Source organism: Halobellus sp. LT62 (assembly GCF_037031285.1).
Taxonomy (GTDB): Archaea; Halobacteriota; Halobacteria; order Halobacteriales; family Haloferacaceae; genus Haloquadratum; species Haloquadratum salinisoli.
The window spans coordinates 1,654,189-1,670,325 of record NZ_JAYEZO010000001.1; the positions used below are offsets into that span (position 1 = coordinate 1,654,189).

A 16,137-nucleotide genomic window follows, 5' to 3' on the forward strand; every position below is an offset into this window, starting at 1 on the left:
AAGCCCCCGCGGTCCCTTCTATTCCCGATGGACGCGAAGCGTCCATCGACGTCCCGCTCGTTTCACTCGTGGGACTCCCACCCGCCAGCGGTTTTCCGGCCGCAATCGCGTAACTAAACACGACCGACCGAGTATGGCGAATCGTTGGGGATGGCGGGCGTGGTTGCGTTCTGCGATTCAAGGATACGTCACGGCAGAGCCGATCTCGGGGCGACGAAATCAGACTCGTCTGGTGGGAGACTCTAGAACGTGGACGCCAGCGAGAACGAGTCGGCCGTGGACGTCTCGGAGTTGTTCGAGGATTCCGTTGTATTGGTGGTCGTCGAATTCGAGGTTGCCGTCTGTTCGGCGGGATGCCCCGTCTCGGCCGTGACCGTTCCGCTCGTCAGTTCAGCGAGCGGGGCGCGAATCGCGTAACTCGGCGTCTCGATCTGGATTGTACTCTGCGCGTCCACCTGTACAAACTTGAGTTCGAGCGTGTAAGACCCGTCGTCGTTGATCTCGGCAGCTTCAATCTGATCGGTGGGCGGGTGGAACGCCCAAACGGTCTCGCTGGCGTCTGACTCGTCCGTCCGTCCCTCGATCGTCCGGACCGTGTACTCGCGGTTGGTGTCGTCGCCCGCGAGCGGGTAGTTCCGATCCAACCACGCCTGAAACCCCTCATCGATAGCGTACACGTCCTCGAATCCGTTGGTGAGTAGTGTCGCTGCGCGAAGCGATGAGAGGTGATGCGGGCAGTGGCAGTAGGTCACGACACGGTCCGACGTGTCCCAGTCGTTCGCCGGGTCCATCCGTCGACCGTCAGGTGCCGGGCTGAGGACCGCTCCGAAGATGTGCGAAACGTCGTATCCAGTCTCGCTTCGGGCGTCGACGAAGCGCGCCTCGCCTCGCGCATACCAGTAGTATGCGTCTTCGATCGGGATGAGCGGGACTTCGATCGTCTCACCGTCGATATCTCGTCGCAGGACGTCGTAGGAACTCGTGTCGATGTCGCGTTCTTCGGGCACCGTGTCGAACTCGGGCGGATACCCGTCGTCGGGGGCGGAGTCAGTCGGTAGGTCGTCGCCATCGCGGGGGCCCTTCATTCGGTTTTCAGGCACGGACGTCGCTGTCTCCGTCGACGACGATGTCGTCGTTTCGTTCGACGTGGTTGTCGATCCCGAAGGCGTGCTGTTCGAACAGCCGGCGAGGCCGGCGATGGTGGCTACACCGCTCAGCTGGAGGAACCGTCGGCGACTTGAATGTCGTTGCGTCATCACCGATCCGTAGTCGGCATCAGGTGTTTATTATATGCGGAGTAAGCGGTTTCTGGAGTGATTCGACCGTCGGACCGATCGATTCGACGGTGTACTCGGCCCGTTCAGCTGTTACACCGGCTCTCGGGTGGACCGCGTATCACCCTCCTAACCGATCAGAGTTGGTCCCGGCGACGTAGCGTCGCTCCCAATATCGGCGATCCCGGAGCGCCTCACGCCCCGCGTCCGTGAGTGAGTACTCGTTCGTTCGCCCGTTTTTGCTCCCCTTCTCGACGTACCCGTATTCGACGAGTTGATTCAGATTCGTGTACACACGCCCCGCGAGCAAGTTGCGTCCCTGCGTTTCTTCGAGCTCCGTTTTGATAGTCTGTCCGGAAGTCTCGCTCATCCCTCGCACGACGAAAAGGAGATCGCGCTGAATAGCGGTCAATTGGTGAACCTCCATAGTCGTACAGAAGGATATCATCCCACATGAACTGCTGCGATAGTTGCTAAAATAAACACTCCCTAGTGTCACAGGAGGTCCGGCCGGCGCGAGCTTCCAGTCGCTTCGTCTGGTGTTACGATCCTCCTAACCGGTGAAACCCTCGTGGAGCGGAAACTCCAGCCGGTGAGGTGAGCGCTCCCTCTCGAACGGGGAGTGTCGGCCGTGGATATCCGACGGTGCAGCGATGCGTGCCGCCGTTGCTTATCCCTCCCATAGTAAGGAGTCGGGCGTTCCTCCGAAGAGCGTATGTTCGGAACGAGTGGCGTCCGCGGGACGATCGGAGAGGAAATCACTGCGGATCTGACGCTATCGCTGGGACGGGCCCTCGGGAGTGAGAGGTCCGATCTCATCGTCGTCGGGCGCGATGCGCGCACGAGCGGGGAGATGCTCGAACACGCGTTCATCGCGGGTGTCACGGAGTGCGGGGCCGACGTAATCCGCATCGGGACGAACTCGACGCCGACGATTGCGCGGTCGGCAGAGTGGCTGGGGGCCGACGCCAGCGCGGCGATCACGGCGTCGCACAACCCGCCAACCGACAACGGCGTGAAGTTGTGGACGAGTTCCGGCCGGGCCTTCGGACGCGATCGACGCGAGCGTATCGAGCGCCGCATTCGTGACGAGAAATACGAGTTTGCAGCGTGGAACGGGATCGGGTCCATTCAAGAACGAGACACGTACGAACGCCACCGTCAGGAGCTCCGAACGAGCGTCGATCTCGAAACTCCGCTCTCCGTCGTTGTCGGGATCGGGAACGGAACCGGCCGGTTGACGGCGGACGTTCTCGCGGATCTCGGGTGTACGGTCTCAACGCTCAACGGACAGCGCGACGGGCGTTTTCCCAGTCGGCCCAGTGAACCCACCGCCGAGGCCATTCGTCCGCTCCGAACGCACGTTGAAGCCGTCGGTGCCGACCTTGGAATCGCACACGACGGGGACGCCGATCGGATGATCGCGGTCGACGGTGACGGGCGCGTCGTCGCGGGCGACACGCTTCTATCCGTGTTCGCTCGGGAGGCGGCGGCCGAAGGGGATCAAATCGCCGTTCCCGTCAACACGAGTCTCGCGGTCGACGACGCCGTCGCTGCCGTTGGTGCGGACGTCGTTCGGACACGAGTCGGCGACACGTTCGTCGCCGAGCGCTGCGCCGAATCGAACGTCGTTTTCGGCGGCGAACCCTCGGGGGCGTGGATCTGGAGCGAGGAGACGCCCTGTCCCGACGGCACGCTCGCGGCATGCAAACTCGTCGAACTCGTGTCCCGCCGTGGGCCGCTGGCAGACCTTACCGACGAGATCGACGGGTATCCACTGCGTCGGGGAAGCCTCAGAACGGATCACAAGCGGCGCGTTCTCGACCGGATTGAAGCGCCGCTCCGCGCGGGGTACGAGCGGATCGACGACCGCGACGGGATCCGCGTCGAGACCGATAACGGGTGGTTCCTCATTCGAGCGAGCGGAACGCAACCGCTCGTCCGAGTGACTGCCGAAGCGCGAACTGACGCCGAAGCGGACAGGCTGTTCGACGAGGCGATGGCGATCGTCGAAGAGCGCGCCGATCTTGCTTCGGCACCCGACCGCGCGTGAGGATTCGGGCGTATTATGATAGTACTCCTATAGTATTCGATGGTTTCTTCGGCTATTTAATTCGTGTATCTCGATTTGGGATTTATCCTCGTGGCACTGAAATCGAGTGATTCTGTGTGCTTACCGATCACACGACTATATCAACACTGCATATGTGAAGGACGTTCTTCTCGGGGATCCGGTACGTCTTTCGATACGAACGACAGTGAATCCACAACTAACTCGACGCCGTTTTCTCACGGCCACCGGAGGGCTCGCGCTCGTCGGCGCGGCCGGAACGCAGCCCGTCTCTGCCAGCTTTTCGCCGGGTGCCGTCGGAACCGCACCGCACCTCAGCGATCGATTGTACCCGACGATGGGAACGGACGACAACAATCCCACGCTGGTCGTCTACGTCAACTTTCTCTCGGAAGCCTCACAGTACTTCGTACAGCACAATTTGGAGGATATCGTCCGCGAGTACGTGGCCCCGGGCCACCTCAATCTCGAGGTGCGGTTCCTCTCGTATCGACCGGACGACGTCGGCACGTACCTCGTCGGCGATGACGAGGGAGAGGCCCGTGCTGCGCGCGCCGCCCACGGCGTCTGGGACGTCGAATCGGAGAACTTCTGGACGTTCTTCGAGTTTATGTTCTGGAACTTCACGACGAAGACGTACACTCACTCCCGGTTGGAGGCGTATATGGACCTCGCGGGCGTCAGAAACGTCACGAAGATTGCCAACCGGGCATACAGGGACCGATACGACGCACTCGTTCGCGGCGCGACCGACGACGCAGTCCGGTACGGGATCTCTGACGTGCCGCGAATCCGCCTACTCCGCGATCACAAGCACGGGAACTATGCCGGTGTTCTCGGCTGGATTCAGAAGCGCCTCGACAGAGCCAACGAAGGGTCGGTTCGGACCCACTCGCTGCTTCCGGGGACCACCTACGAGACGCCGGTGTACGTCATCGAATCGGGGAGGCCCGGGCCGACGGCGTTCGTCGTCGGCGGGATTCACGGTGAAGAACCGGAGGGATACACCGCCGCGAGGAACGTGACTCGGCTCCGACCGACGGGCGGGAAACTCGTCGTCGTTCCCTACGCGAACAAACCCGCCATCGATATCGGAGCGCGGTACACGACCGACGGCGACCTCAACCAACAGTTCCCGACGGGAGAGGAGCCGTCGTCGACTCTCGCCCGCGCGCTCTGGGACGAAATCCGTTCGCACGACCCGGACGTCGTCGTCGACCTCCACAGTTCGAGCGGCATCTACAAGCACGACGGCAAGGTCGGACAGGCCATCTTCCCGACTCCTGCGACGCCCGAGAACGCGGTGAGAACCTGCGAATACCTCAACGATCAGTACTTGGAACTCTCGGAGTACCCGACGTACTACGACTTCGATTGCGGGAACACCTTGGACGGATCGCATCCGCGACTCGTTCACAAGGTGTACGGCGACCTCCGCCTCCCGGGATATATCGTGGAGACGACCCGAAAGGAGACTCACTTCGAGGAGGCAGTGACGTGGGAACTCGCCGTGGCGCGCGACCTGCTCTGGCGGCACGGTCTCCTGTACGGATAACGCGTCCTCTGAGACGCCGGTGAACAGTGTACACGGACTGTGCGCTTATCTCACCGATAATAACGCCCCTCCGGACCGCACCGGTGGAATATGCAGGCAATTATACTCGCCGCCGGACGCGGGACTCGAATGCGACCGTTATCGAACGCGACGCCAAAACCGATGCTTTCGGTCGCCGGCCGGCCAATCGCCGAGCACACCGCTGACGCGGCGGTCGAAGCGGGAGCCGACGAACTCCTGTTCGTCGTCGGTCACGGCCAACACCGCGTGCGAGATCATTTCGGGGCTGCCCACCGGGACGTTCCTGTCACGTACGCCGTCCAATCAAAACAGCGCGGAACCGCACATGCTGTTCACGCCGCGAAAGAGCATATCGATGGGCCGTTCGCAGTCCTCTCCGGCGACGCCCTCTACGATTCCAACGGCATCGTCAGACTGTTCGAGGCCGCACCGAGTGTCGCTTCTATCCGCGTTCCGGACCCGGGGAACTACGGAGTGTTGACCGTGGCCGACGGTGCAGTGACCGATATCATCGAGAAACCGGACGCGCCACAGAACGACCTCGTGAACGCGGGCGCGTACGTCTTCCCGGCTGAGGTGCGCGACGCTCTCGACGTTCCCGAGAGCGAGCGCGGCGAGCGCGAACTCACCGACGTGCTCGAACGTGTCATCGCGAACTTCAACGTCACTTCGGTGACGCTCGATCGGTGGATGGACGTCGGGCGGCCGTGGGAACTCCTCGAAGCGAACGAGTGGAAACTCGGAACGATCGATCGACGGGTCGACGGCGACGTGAGTGACGACACTACGATTCGCGGAGACGTCGTCGTCGAGGCTGGTGCGACGATCCGAGAGGGAAGCGTCATCGACGGACCGGCGGTCGTGTCCTCCGGCGCGGAAGTCGGCCCGAACGCGTACGTCCGTGGGCGGACGTTTCTCGGCCCAAACGTCAGCGTTGAACACGCAGTCGAGATCGAAAACAGCGTTCTCCTCGCGGATACCCGGGTCGGTCACCACTCCTACGTCGGCGACAGCGTCGTCGGGCGAGAGGTCGATTTCGGCCCCGGACTCAAGGTGGTCAACCGCTGTCAGGACGGGAGCGACGTCGTCGTCACGGTCAAAGACGACCGCGTCTCGACCGGTCGGAAAAGTTTCGGCGTCATCGTCGGTGACGAGGTCGAGACGGGAATTGACGCCACGCTCGACGCCGGCGTGAAACTTTCCAGCGGGACTGCGACCCCGGCCGGCGAAACAGTGACCCGAGACCGATAGCCCCCTCACACCGGATTGTCGCCTATGCGAGAGTGAACCGCCTCGGAGTCAAGTGGTTTGAGAGACCTACGGTCTCTCGTCAGTGCCGGACTGCCGTCCGGCAGGCAGCCAGAGCGCAAAGCGTTCTGGCCACATCACGAAACGGCGTAGCCGTTTCGGACGACCCCGAGGCACTCGGCCTGCTCCGCCTGTAGACCCGCACTTGGTAACTGTCGCCGACGGCGATCACTGATTTCTGGGGGCCGGGGCCGGATTACGTGGTAACCGCCGGCTGCTCGTCGCCGACCAAAGAAGTAACGCGCTCGAACAACTGCTTTGCGCTGCGCCTCGATGTCCCCTCTGCAGTCACCTGAAGGGCAGGTTCGGTTCGATCCGGCCTGACGACGAACCAAGCGTCGCCGGTTTCGCCGAGCACGCAGCCGTCAGTGGAGACGGATTCGAAGCGTTCCTTCGCGTCTGCGGCGACCCGGATCATCTCGCTGGCGAGACTGTCAACCCCGAATGACTTACAATAGAACGGATACGCAGGAACGTCCGTGAGCTGCTCCGAGAGAGCCGCCCCGTCGTCAACGAGCCTAGCGAGGTTAATCGCCGACAGCGCGGCGTCCGGACAGGGCGACTCCTCCGGCCACTGGTGGACGCCGTTCGGGTCACCGCCGAAGACGACGTTTGCGGACCCTTCCGGACGTGGCCAAGAGCTCTGCTCCGCCTCGGGCTTGGAGATCTGTCCCCCGGCGTCGGCCACGACGTCGTCGATCCGTCGACTCGCTCCTTGGGGGATCGCAACGCACGCGTTACGGCCTGCGTCGCGGACCGCGCGTCGCGCGAGCAACGCCACTAGCGAGTTGCCCTCGATGAGCTCTCCGCGTTCATCGACAACGACCAACCGCTCCGCGTCGACGTCGTGTGCGACGCCGAAGTCAGCGTCGGAGGTCGCGACCGCACGGCGCAGCGTCGCGCACACGTCGTCGTCCGGCGAGATGCGTCCCTGCGGGAGCGCGTCGTCGCCGGTGCCGGCGAGGCGGTTCACCTCACATCCGAGACGACCGAGAGCCTCGACCGTGACAGGGGTCTCGTGCTCGCCGACAGCCACGACTACGCGTGTATCGGAGAACGTCGGACGATTCTTGCAGAGTCGGTCGACGTGATGGGCGGTGGCGTCCTCCCAGCGGCGTTCCGATCCCAATTCCTCCCACGACGCGATGTCGGCTGTCGATCGGTTGACCCGGCGGACGATTTCGCTCTGCTGCTTCCACGAGAGCGGGGACCCGTCTCCGTCAAACAGCTTCAGACTGGTGCGTTCGGGTCGGCCGTCGACAGCGACGACCGCGACGCCGACGTCACCGCCGAGCCGCCTGACACCGTTCGCGACCGTTGGGCCGGCCGTCTCCCCGAGTCGAACCACCGTCCCACCGCACTCGCGGACCCCGGTGGAGACGGCGTCGGCCAAGAGCCGTGCGCTCTCGCTGGGGGAATGTCCGAGGACGACCTCGTCGCGGTTGCTGGTCAGGGCACGGCCGGTCTTGAGGGCGAGTTTCGCGGTCACGTGGGAACCGTACGTACCTCGGATACGGGCTGATGCGAACATACCACACTACACCGCCGAAGCGGTGATTACTATCGACCAGATAACCCGATGCAGCGCCGTTTAGCGTCTGCCAAAACCACAGGTGAAGCCGCGCTCCCGACGGACACGTCCTAATCGACGCCGACGTGGAGGTCCCAGTTGCCCCCTCACCGCGTTCACAGCGCGAGGCTGATCGTCCCACAGAGGAGGAACAAGAACACGATCTGGTGCGTCCGAACGAGCGATAGCCGGGTCAGACCCGTGTGCCCTAATCCCGAGGTGACGAGCGCGAGTCCGACGAACGTCGCGCTCACCGGGGCGGATTGGCCCGAGAGCATACGCTATTTCACCCTCCCGATCGAAGCTCCTGAGATGCGGTTCGACTCGGCCACGTTCTGATCGAGCACACCGCTTGCTATGCAAAATCGACACTTGCTTATGTAGGCGATAACCGAATCGGGAGAACCTGCCCGGATACTGGTGTCCACAGGTTGCTGCGTCAGCGCTCGGCCGTCACATGCGTATGAAAAAGTAGAGGACGACGAGCCCGGTCGGAACGAGTGCCATCGACGTGCCAAAGGGGATCAGATCCGACGCTGCGACGGCGACGCCGAGCAGGCCGACCACAAGGACGGCGAGGTTCGTCAGCAAACTCTTCGACACCGTTACGCGCTCTTTGGTCGACGCGGTCGCGTCCGACGAACTACCACCGACGGACGTTCCGGGCCGTCGATCCGAATCTGGCGGCACCGATCGCCTCGTTGACTCGTAATCAGTCGCGTACACGCGGCCAGTTGCCTCGTCGAAGACTACCCGCCCACTCGCGTCAAGCGCGGGGAGGTCGAAGTCGTAGAGAGTACTGTGTATCTCCTCGTCGGTCGGGACCATTCCGTCGGTCTCTGCGTGGAACCATTCGGAGAGCTGGACCGTCAACTCGCCGACCGTGTACGCCGTTGTCGGGCGTTCGTCGACGAGCGAAACGACCTCGTCGCGGCGGTCACTCTCCGAGACGCCACCGAACCCGGGCACAACGGCGAGTTCTGGTGTGGCCCCCGTCTCAGTATCGTCCGAGTCACTGGGCGACCGCGTCGGAGACATCCGTGTCTGGATACATCGCATCTATAAAAATAAAACCCGGGTGTGTGCCCGTCTGTTGTACGCCAAAACCACTACCCCAACGCGTGAACGTGCTTATCTGACCCATAATAATGCGGAGACAGTTCCGAGCACCGACAGCGGTAGAATCCGCAGGTTATGCTATGAGAGGCACACATCGAAACCAGAACAGAGCCGAGCAGTCCGCGGGTGACACCGCGATCGAACCGAACCGGGAGGGGCCACGTCGATGACCGATCGGATCTCGATCGCCGACCCGGAACTCGGAGACACGGAACTCGCTAACGTGAAGTCGGTCATCGAGTCCGGGATGCTCGCAGACGGTCCGGAAGTTCGCGACTTCGAGGTCGCGTTCGCGGACTACTGCGACGTCGGGCACGGCGTCGCGACGTCGAACGGGACGACCGCGCTACACACGGCGCTCGAAGCCGTGGGCGTCGAACCGGGCGACCGAGTAATCACCACGCCGTTCTCGTTCGTCGCCACAGCGAACGCGATACGTATCGCCGGGGGCGACCCCGTATTCGCCGACATCGACCCGGAGACGTTCAATCTCGATCCCGATCGGGTCGAGGCTATGCTCGAAGCTCTTGACGGCGACGTGGAGGCGATGGTCGTCGTCCACCTGTACGGTCTCTCAGCACCGATGGGTCGCCTTCGTAGCATCGCCGACAAATACGACGTGGCCGTCATCGAGGACGCCGCGCAGGCGCACGGCGCGAGCTACCGTGGGGACCCGGTGGGGTCGCTCGGGGACGTCGCGTGCTTCTCCTTCTATCCGACGAAGAATATGACCACCGGCGAGGGTGGGATGATCGTCACCGACGACGAAGCCATCGCTCGGCGGGCGGCGAGTTTCATCAACCACGGGCGGGAGTCCGACGGCTACCGTCACGTCTCGGTCGGCCACAACTTCCGGATGACGAGCGTCGCGGCGGCGATGGGTCGCGCTCAGCTCGATCGGCTCCCCGAGTTCGTCGAACGTCGTCGTGAGAACGCGTCGCGTCTCGACGATCTGCTCGCAGACACGGACGCAGTCACGCCCGCGGTCCCGGACGGATACGAACACGCCTACCACCAGTACACGATCCGCGTTGGCAATCGAGCGGACGTGGCCGAACAACTCGACGAGCGGGGTATCGGAACCGGTGTATACTACCCACGGTGCATCCACAACCAACCAGCTTACGACATCTACGACGCTCAGGTGCCGAACGCAGAACGGGTTACAGACCAAGTGCTCTCATTGCCAGTCCACCCCGCTCTCGAAGATAAAGACGTTTCGCGAGTCGGAACCGTCCTCCGCGATGAAGTGTCGATCGTCTCGCCCGAGGATCCGATCGCTGTCGTGGAGGTGGCCAATGACTGACGAGCGACTGAACGCCGGGGTCATCGGCGTCGGCAATATGGGACGGAACCACGCGCGCGCGTACGAGGAAATCGATGAGACGAACCTCGTCGGCGTGTTCGACGTCGACAGCGAACGCGCGACTGATGTGGCCGCCGAGTACGGAACGACCGCTCTGTCACTGGATGATCTGCTGGCGGTCGCCGACGTCGTCTCTGTCGCTGTTCCGACGCAGTTCCACTATGAGAACGTCAAACGCGCCCTCCAGTGTGACGTTCACGTGTTGGTCGAGAAGCCCTTCGTCGAAGAGCCCCGGAACGGCCGGGAGCTGATAGACCTCGCCGACGAACGCGACCTCGCCTTGCAGGTAGGACACATCGAGCGCTTTAATCCGGCGATCCAGACCCTTGGCGACCTCGTCGACGACCTCGACGTCTACGCGGTTTCGACTGAACGGCTCGGGCCGCCTGTCGACCGGATGATCGACGACACCGTCGTGATGGATCTGATGATTCACGACCTCGACATCGTCCTCGACCTCGTCGACGGCGAAGTCGAATCATACAACGCGGTCGGGACGCCCAAGGGCCGCTACGCAAACGCGAATCTGCGGTTCGACTCGGGGGTGACCGCATCACTTACGACTAGTCGGGTCACCCAAGAGAAGGTTCGGAAGCTCACGATCTCGGCGGCCGACTGTCGGGTGAAAGTCGACTACATCGACCAGAGTATCGAGATCCACCGATCGTCCGTCCCCACCTACATCGACGACGAGTCGTTCCTCCGTCACCGTCACGAAAACATCGTCGAGACGCTCTCCGTCGAACAGGTCGAGCCCCTCAAGAGCGAACTCCGGTCTTTCGCGAACGCCGCCCGGTCCGGGTCGGATCCGATCGTCGACGGGAAGCAGGGCCTTCGTGTGTTACATTTGATAAAGTCTCTCGACGCAGAAACCGGGTCGACGGAGAATCGAAAGACACCGGTTCGAATCGACGCGGACTGACGCGTTCCGCTGTGGTCACGGGGGATTTCTGGAGATTATACCGGGTTCACTACCCCGGAATGTGCAGCGTCGCTGCCGATGCCGAATTGTCTTCACCATCCTGCCACCCCAAGCCGTTGGGCGTGAATCGCTGACTGTCCGAGGGCCGGAGCCTCACCTACGCATTGTTCGCTGGCTACCGACTACTGCCGGATATAACGGGCAACCCCACCTCTGCAGCCATCATCCGGCGCGTCTGTTCGGAAAGAGAGCGCTCGTAGCGGTCCGCGTTCGTCGTAGCTCGGATATCATTTTTAACCGGAAACGGTCTGTGAGGTGCCCAACCTCTCCCCCGTTCGCTCCGAATTGTCCCGGGTATACCACCGCTTCTGGGATCGTCTAAAACCGGTTCGTGTCCCCGACAGAACAGGCCTGAAATAATATCAGAAGAGAGATATTTGTGCTCGGTTTTTGGATGAGTTGAATTGTTTCTCGGAAGGTCAACTCGGTTCTATTCGGATTTAGGAACTCCCACGTCAGACAGATATTAGAACCCCTATGTAATTGCTGTCTTGCGATTATCTCCTGAAACAGTTCGAAACAATACCGAAACGATGCTGCAACAGTCGGGAACAATCGAGATGGACTTGGGCATTTATTTGGGTCCCGGATAACAGTCAGGGCGAGTATGACTACTCAAGTAAGCGGGAACGAAAATGCGCTCGTCGATCAGCACGCGACGCCGAAAGAGCAGAGAACCGAGCTCGGGAAAGACGAGATCTATCACCTGCTCCAAAACGAACGGCGTAGGAAAGTACTGGAGTATCTTCGCGACCGTGAAGGGCCTGTTCAGATGCGCGACATCGCAGAACAGGTCGCCGCGTGGGAGCACGATACGACCGTGCGGGCGTTGATGTCTGACCAGCGCCAGCGAGTGTACATTGCGTTGTATCAAGCGCACCTGCCGAAGTTAGACAAGGAGGGCGTCATCGATTACAACCAGAGTCGGGGGATCGTCGAGAAGCAGCCCCTCGCAGAGGAGCTGATCGCTCACCTCGAAACACCCGACGAGCGGGCCGATGACGCCGAAGACGAGCCGGACCGGTCCTGGGGGCGGTACTACCTCGGCGTCTCGGGTGCGAGCTCTCTGTTGATCGGAGCGTCGGTTCTCCAAGCGCCGTTAATCGGCGCTGTTTCGTACCTGTCGGTCGCGCTGGCGATTATGAGTGGCTTCACGACACTCACGTTCTGGCAGGTCCTCGACGATCTCCGTGCGGTCGATGGTAGTTAGAGCTGCGAAGGGAATGGTCTATTTCCAAATACCTCGGTACAGGCGTTTTCGGGGCTAATTACCATACGTATATATGCGTAATTAAAATGTGTTACATTACGGTGGGAAGAGCAGTATGACAACGACGTTCGGTTGCGGGAGATTCATATTGGCTAGTGAAAATTACGCACAAGGACAACGCAGGTACCAATGAGTTCCGACCGCTTCCGATCGCTACCGTTTAAGACGGAACCCGTCCTACAGGCCCTCCGGAGCGACAGGGTCATCCGTGGAATCGTCGATACGGTGGGCGGCGCGGGGAAACCGACTGGCACTTTCGGTCGGATCTCGTTTCTTATCACGGTGTTTGCTCTCGTTGCAATCGTCCTCGCTGCGCCTGTTTCGGCGGCGAACGGATCACAGGTAAACGTCCGAGCGGAGTTTAACAAAACCGTACCCGCTAACCAAACGGACGAATCGGTGCTACTCTGGAACTCGGAGCCGAATACACTGAACGCGACGTTCACCGCTACGAACCAGACGAGTATGTACGAAGTTTGTGTGGAGGACGATACCGGGGAAAACGTGATCTGTAAGACGAGAAGCAGCATTTCGGGGGAGCACACCGTGCAGTTCACCTACGAGAATCTCTCCGCGTTCGAGGATTCGAGCAACGTCACGGTCTTCGTTCGGGACGATTTCCCCGGTCGGTCCGAGACGCTTGGAAACGACACGATCGAAATAAGGACCATCGCTAAGGACGGAGACATCGACGGAGACGGACTCTCGAACGTGAACGAGCTGAAGAACGGGACGTCGATGACGACAAGGGACACCGACAGAGACGGTCTCGAAGACGGCCCGGAAGTGAAAAACTACGGTACGTCTCCGACCTCACCGGACACCGACGGAGACGGAGTAAACGACGCGCAAGAGGTCTCCATCGGAACCGATCCACGAGAGGTCGACACCGACAACGACGGCCTGAACGACAATGTGGAGGTCAAACTGGGCACGAATCCGGCAGATAGGACGACTACAACGGTGCTTCTGCTCGCGAGTGGAACGTTCTTCGGCGTGGTCGCCGTCTGGGGTTGGATGGCGTTCGATTATTCACGGCTCACGTCAGCGTCGTTGCTACCGACGGGATCTGCCCCGTTCGACCGCCTCGTGGACGACGACGGTGAGTCGAACGAGGAACAGCAGGAGTCAGCCCTGTCGGTGGAGTTCGACGAGAACGAACTCCTGCAATCGTCACAACCGATGTTGAGCGACGAGGACAGAGTCATCCAACTGCTGCGCGAGAACGGAGGGTGGATGTACCAGGGGCGAATCGTCAAGGAGACGGACTGGTCGAAATCGAAGGTCAGTCGCTTGCTCTCTCGGATGTCCGACGATGAGATGATAGAGAAAATCAGCGTCGGACGGCAGAATATCGTCGCCGAGGAGGGGTCGATGCCGGAGGGTGCAAAGTCGCCTTTCGATGAGTAACCGCTCAGGCGTCGTTCGTAACGCCGGCCCGGAGACCTTCGAGCGCGTTGAAGGCCAGCCCCGGTAGCTGTGACGGGGCGATCGTCGCGCCAGCGCGGAAGTAAGCCAGCGCGGTCCGGAACCGACCCTCGCGAAGATACGTCGACGCCAGCGCGTGCTTTTGGACGCCGGTCACGTTGTACCCACGCGTTTCGAGTTCTACCACGTCCTCCGCGAACGTCTTGAGGAAGTGAGCGTTTGCGCGGCGAACCGCGTCCGCGCTCGGGCCGCCGGAGGGGTATCGACGTAACAGCGGCCCGTCGACGTATGCGATTTTGCCCTCCTTGAGCACGCGAACGAGGAACTCAGTGTCTTGATACCGGTCGAAGGATTCGTCGAATCCGCCGATCCGGTCGACGACATCGGACTCGACGACGAGCGTCGACCCTGCGCTGGTGTGGACGTTCTCCAAGAACACCTCCTTGATGAGGCCTTCTCCCCCCTCTGCCCCCTCCCGTGAGGAGTGTCCGCCGACGAGCGATTTACACCGCTCCCAGAGGGAACTCGTCGCGCCGTCGTCGATAAGCGTCGTCCCGCAGTAGGCGGCGATCCACTCCTCGGAGCGCCGCTCTAGGGTCCGTATCTGTTGTTCGAGTTTTTCTGGAGCCCACTCGTCGTCGGAGTCGAGGAGCGCGATGTACTCGCCTATGGCGGCGTCGATACCCGTGTTCCGGGCGGCGCTCCCCCCGCGGTTCGTCTCGTGGGTGAGGTAGGTCACGCGGGAGTCGTCGTACGCGGTAACGACGGAGTCGGTGTCGTCGGTCGAAGCGTCGTCGACGACGATCACTTCCAGATCCGAGAGCGTCTGATCGAGTGCGCTGTCGATGGCACGCGGAAGGTCAGACGCGCGGTTGTACGTGGGAATGATGACGCTCACTGTAGGCATCGAGTATCGATCGACAGTCCCACCCAGCGTCCCATTATTATCGGGCGGGTAACCGAGCGGACTGTGTTTGGGTTATCACTCGAATAATAATACCCTGCTAATTCAAGGCTGACGTATGGATCTCGATGAGGTGCACGAGCGAGGGGAGCGCGTCCTCGACGAGGTGTCCCGGTCAGTCGTCGCTGATAGGGCCGTGCTGCGACGTGTTCTCACTGGCGTGCTCTCCGGAGAGCACGTCCTCTTAGAGGACGTTCCTGGGACCGGGAAGACCCTGACAGCGCGGAGTTTCGCCACCGCACTCGGGCTGTCTTTCTCTCGGATCCAATTCACGCCGGATCTCCTTCCGTCCGACGTGACGGGGACGTACGTCTTCGACGACCGCGAGGGTTCGTTCGAGGTCAACGAGGGACCGTTGTTCGCCAACGTGGTCCTTGCCGACGAGATCACCCGTGCCTCTCCGAAGACGCGGGCCGCCCTCCTCGAGGCGATGACCGAGCGGCAGGTGACCGTCGACGGCGAGACGCATCCGCTCCCTAGCCCGTTCTTCGTCGTCGCCACGCAGAACCCAGTCGGGCGGGGAGAGGGTACCTTCTCGCTGCCGGAGGCACAGAAGGATCGGTTTCTCATCAAAGACAGCCTCGGCTACCCCGACAAAGCGGCGGAACGGAAACTTCTCAACCGCCGAGACGCACGCGACACGTCTACTCCGTCCGTTTCGCGCGTCCTCTCCGCCGATGTCTTGAACGAGATGCAGCAGGCCACCGAGACCGTCTACGTCGAAGACGGGATCAAAGAGTACATCGTCGACATCGTCCACAAGACTCGCTCGGACCCCCGCGTCGCCGTCGGGGTCTCTCCGTACGGCTGCCAGCGGCTCTTCGAGGGCGTCCGCGCGACAGCCGCGATCTACGGGCGGAGTTTCGTTGTCCCCGACGACGTGAAAGCGATCGCCCACGAGACGCTCGCTCACCGCCTCGTCCCGACCGCCGAAGCGAAGGTCGAAAACATAGACCGATGTCAGATCGTCGATGACGTGCTCGCGGAGGTATCCGTCCCAACTGTCAGTCGTGGAGGGCGAGCGTGAGCGTGACCAGCCTGTTGAGTGCGAGTGAAGCGGTAGTCCGTTGAAAAAGATTCTCGACGAACAGTCCGACGCCCATCGATATCGAGCCGGTGAGGACCGTTCCGGCGACCTCAGAGAGGGGCGTTCGATCGGGAAGGGACCCGCCCCTTTCAGAGGATGGGCGCGTCTCGAACGCTGGCTTC

At 61.7% G+C, this 16,137-nt stretch carries 14 protein-coding genes; 8 read left to right on the forward strand and 6 right to left on the reverse strand.

Annotated features, from left to right (window positions below; translation table 11 throughout):
- Positions 1-242 precede the first annotated feature (242 nt).
- Both U5919_RS08085 and U5919_RS08090 read right to left on the reverse strand, forming a co-directional pair.
- On the reverse strand, positions 243-1,085 hold the full coding sequence (locus tag U5919_RS08085; RefSeq protein WP_336023410.1) for a rhodanese-like domain-containing protein: 843 nt from the start codon (positions 1,083-1,085) through the stop codon (positions 243-245).
- A 310-nt stretch (positions 1,086-1,395) separates the two neighbouring features.
- Positions 1,396-1,644: a PadR family transcriptional regulator gene (locus U5919_RS08090; protein ID WP_336023412.1), complete on the reverse strand. Its 249-nt coding sequence runs from the start codon at positions 1,642-1,644 to the stop codon at positions 1,396-1,398.
- Between the two features lie 345 nt (positions 1,645-1,989).
- Between U5919_RS08090 and glmM the strand changes: the two genes are divergently transcribed.
- The 3 genes from glmM (at position 1,990) to glmU (ending at position 6,172) form a co-directional block, all read left to right on the forward strand.
- Positions 1,990-3,327 carry a phosphoglucosamine mutase gene (gene glmM, locus U5919_RS08095; protein ID WP_336023414.1) on the forward strand — a complete coding sequence of 446 codons (1,338 nt, stop codon included), beginning with the start codon at positions 1,990-1,992 and terminating at the stop codon, positions 3,325-3,327.
- Between the two features lie 355 nt (positions 3,328-3,682).
- Complete coding sequence (locus U5919_RS08100) at positions 3,683-4,900, forward strand: succinylglutamate desuccinylase/aspartoacylase family protein (RefSeq protein WP_486617191.1); 1,218 nt, start codon at positions 3,683-3,685, stop codon at positions 4,898-4,900.
- A gap of 90 nt (positions 4,901-4,990) precedes the next feature.
- The gene (gene glmU / locus U5919_RS08105; RefSeq protein WP_336023418.1) at positions 4,991-6,172 is read left to right on the forward strand and encodes a bifunctional sugar-1-phosphate nucleotidylyltransferase/acetyltransferase; all 1,182 of its coding nucleotides are present in this window, start codon (positions 4,991-4,993) and stop codon (positions 6,170-6,172) included.
- 253 nt (positions 6,173-6,425) lie between these two features.
- Here glmU and U5919_RS08110 read toward each other — a convergent pair whose 3' ends face one another.
- The 3 genes from U5919_RS08110 to U5919_RS08120 all read right to left on the reverse strand — a co-directional run bounded on the left by U5919_RS08110 (position 6,426) and on the right by U5919_RS08120 (position 8,837).
- Entirely contained in the window at positions 6,426-7,760 is a 1,335-nt protein-coding gene (locus U5919_RS08110; RefSeq protein ID WP_336023419.1) for a phosphohexomutase domain-containing protein, read from the reverse strand.
- A gap of 155 nt (positions 7,761-7,915) precedes the next feature.
- On the reverse strand, positions 7,916-8,077 hold the full coding sequence (locus tag U5919_RS08115) for a hypothetical protein (protein ID WP_336023421.1): 162 nt from the start codon (positions 8,075-8,077) through the stop codon (positions 7,916-7,918).
- Positions 8,078-8,252: 175 nt separating this feature from the next.
- Positions 8,253-8,837: a DUF7344 domain-containing protein gene (locus tag U5919_RS08120; RefSeq protein WP_336023422.1), complete on the reverse strand. Its 585-nt coding sequence runs from the start codon at positions 8,835-8,837 to the stop codon at positions 8,253-8,255.
- Positions 8,838-9,084: 247 nt separating this feature from the next.
- Here U5919_RS08120 and U5919_RS08125 point away from each other — a divergent pair, with 247 nt between their 5' ends.
- From U5919_RS08125 to U5919_RS08140, 4 genes are all read left to right on the forward strand, one after another.
- Positions 9,085-10,224, forward strand: a complete 1,140-nt coding sequence (locus U5919_RS08125) for a DegT/DnrJ/EryC1/StrS family aminotransferase (RefSeq protein WP_336023423.1) — start codon at positions 9,085-9,087, stop codon at positions 10,222-10,224.
- Positions 10,217-11,206 carry a Gfo/Idh/MocA family oxidoreductase gene (locus tag U5919_RS08130; protein WP_336023425.1) on the forward strand — a complete coding sequence of 330 codons (990 nt, stop codon included), beginning with the start codon at positions 10,217-10,219 and terminating at the stop codon, positions 11,204-11,206. The genes U5919_RS08125 and U5919_RS08130 overlap by 8 nt, the downstream gene beginning before the upstream one ends.
- Positions 11,207-11,873: 667 nt before the next feature.
- The gene (locus U5919_RS08135; protein ID WP_336023426.1) at positions 11,874-12,476 is read left to right on the forward strand and encodes a DUF7344 domain-containing protein; all 603 of its coding nucleotides are present in this window, start codon (positions 11,874-11,876) and stop codon (positions 12,474-12,476) included.
- A 540-nt stretch (positions 12,477-13,016) separates the two neighbouring features.
- On the forward strand, positions 13,017-13,946 hold the full coding sequence (locus tag U5919_RS08140) for a helix-turn-helix transcriptional regulator (RefSeq protein WP_336023428.1): 930 nt from the start codon (positions 13,017-13,019) through the stop codon (positions 13,944-13,946).
- 4 nt (positions 13,947-13,950) lie between these two features.
- Here the strand turns inward: U5919_RS08140 and U5919_RS08145 are convergent, their stop codons facing one another.
- On the reverse strand, positions 13,951-14,871 hold the full coding sequence (locus U5919_RS08145; RefSeq protein WP_336023430.1) for a glycosyltransferase family 2 protein: 921 nt from the start codon (positions 14,869-14,871) through the stop codon (positions 13,951-13,953).
- 115 nt (positions 14,872-14,986) lie between these two features.
- Here U5919_RS08145 and U5919_RS08150 point away from each other — a divergent pair, with 115 nt between their 5' ends.
- Entirely contained in the window at positions 14,987-15,955 is a 969-nt protein-coding gene (locus U5919_RS08150) for an AAA family ATPase (protein ID WP_336023432.1), read from the forward strand.
- The last annotated feature ends 182 nt before the right edge of the window (positions 15,956-16,137 follow it).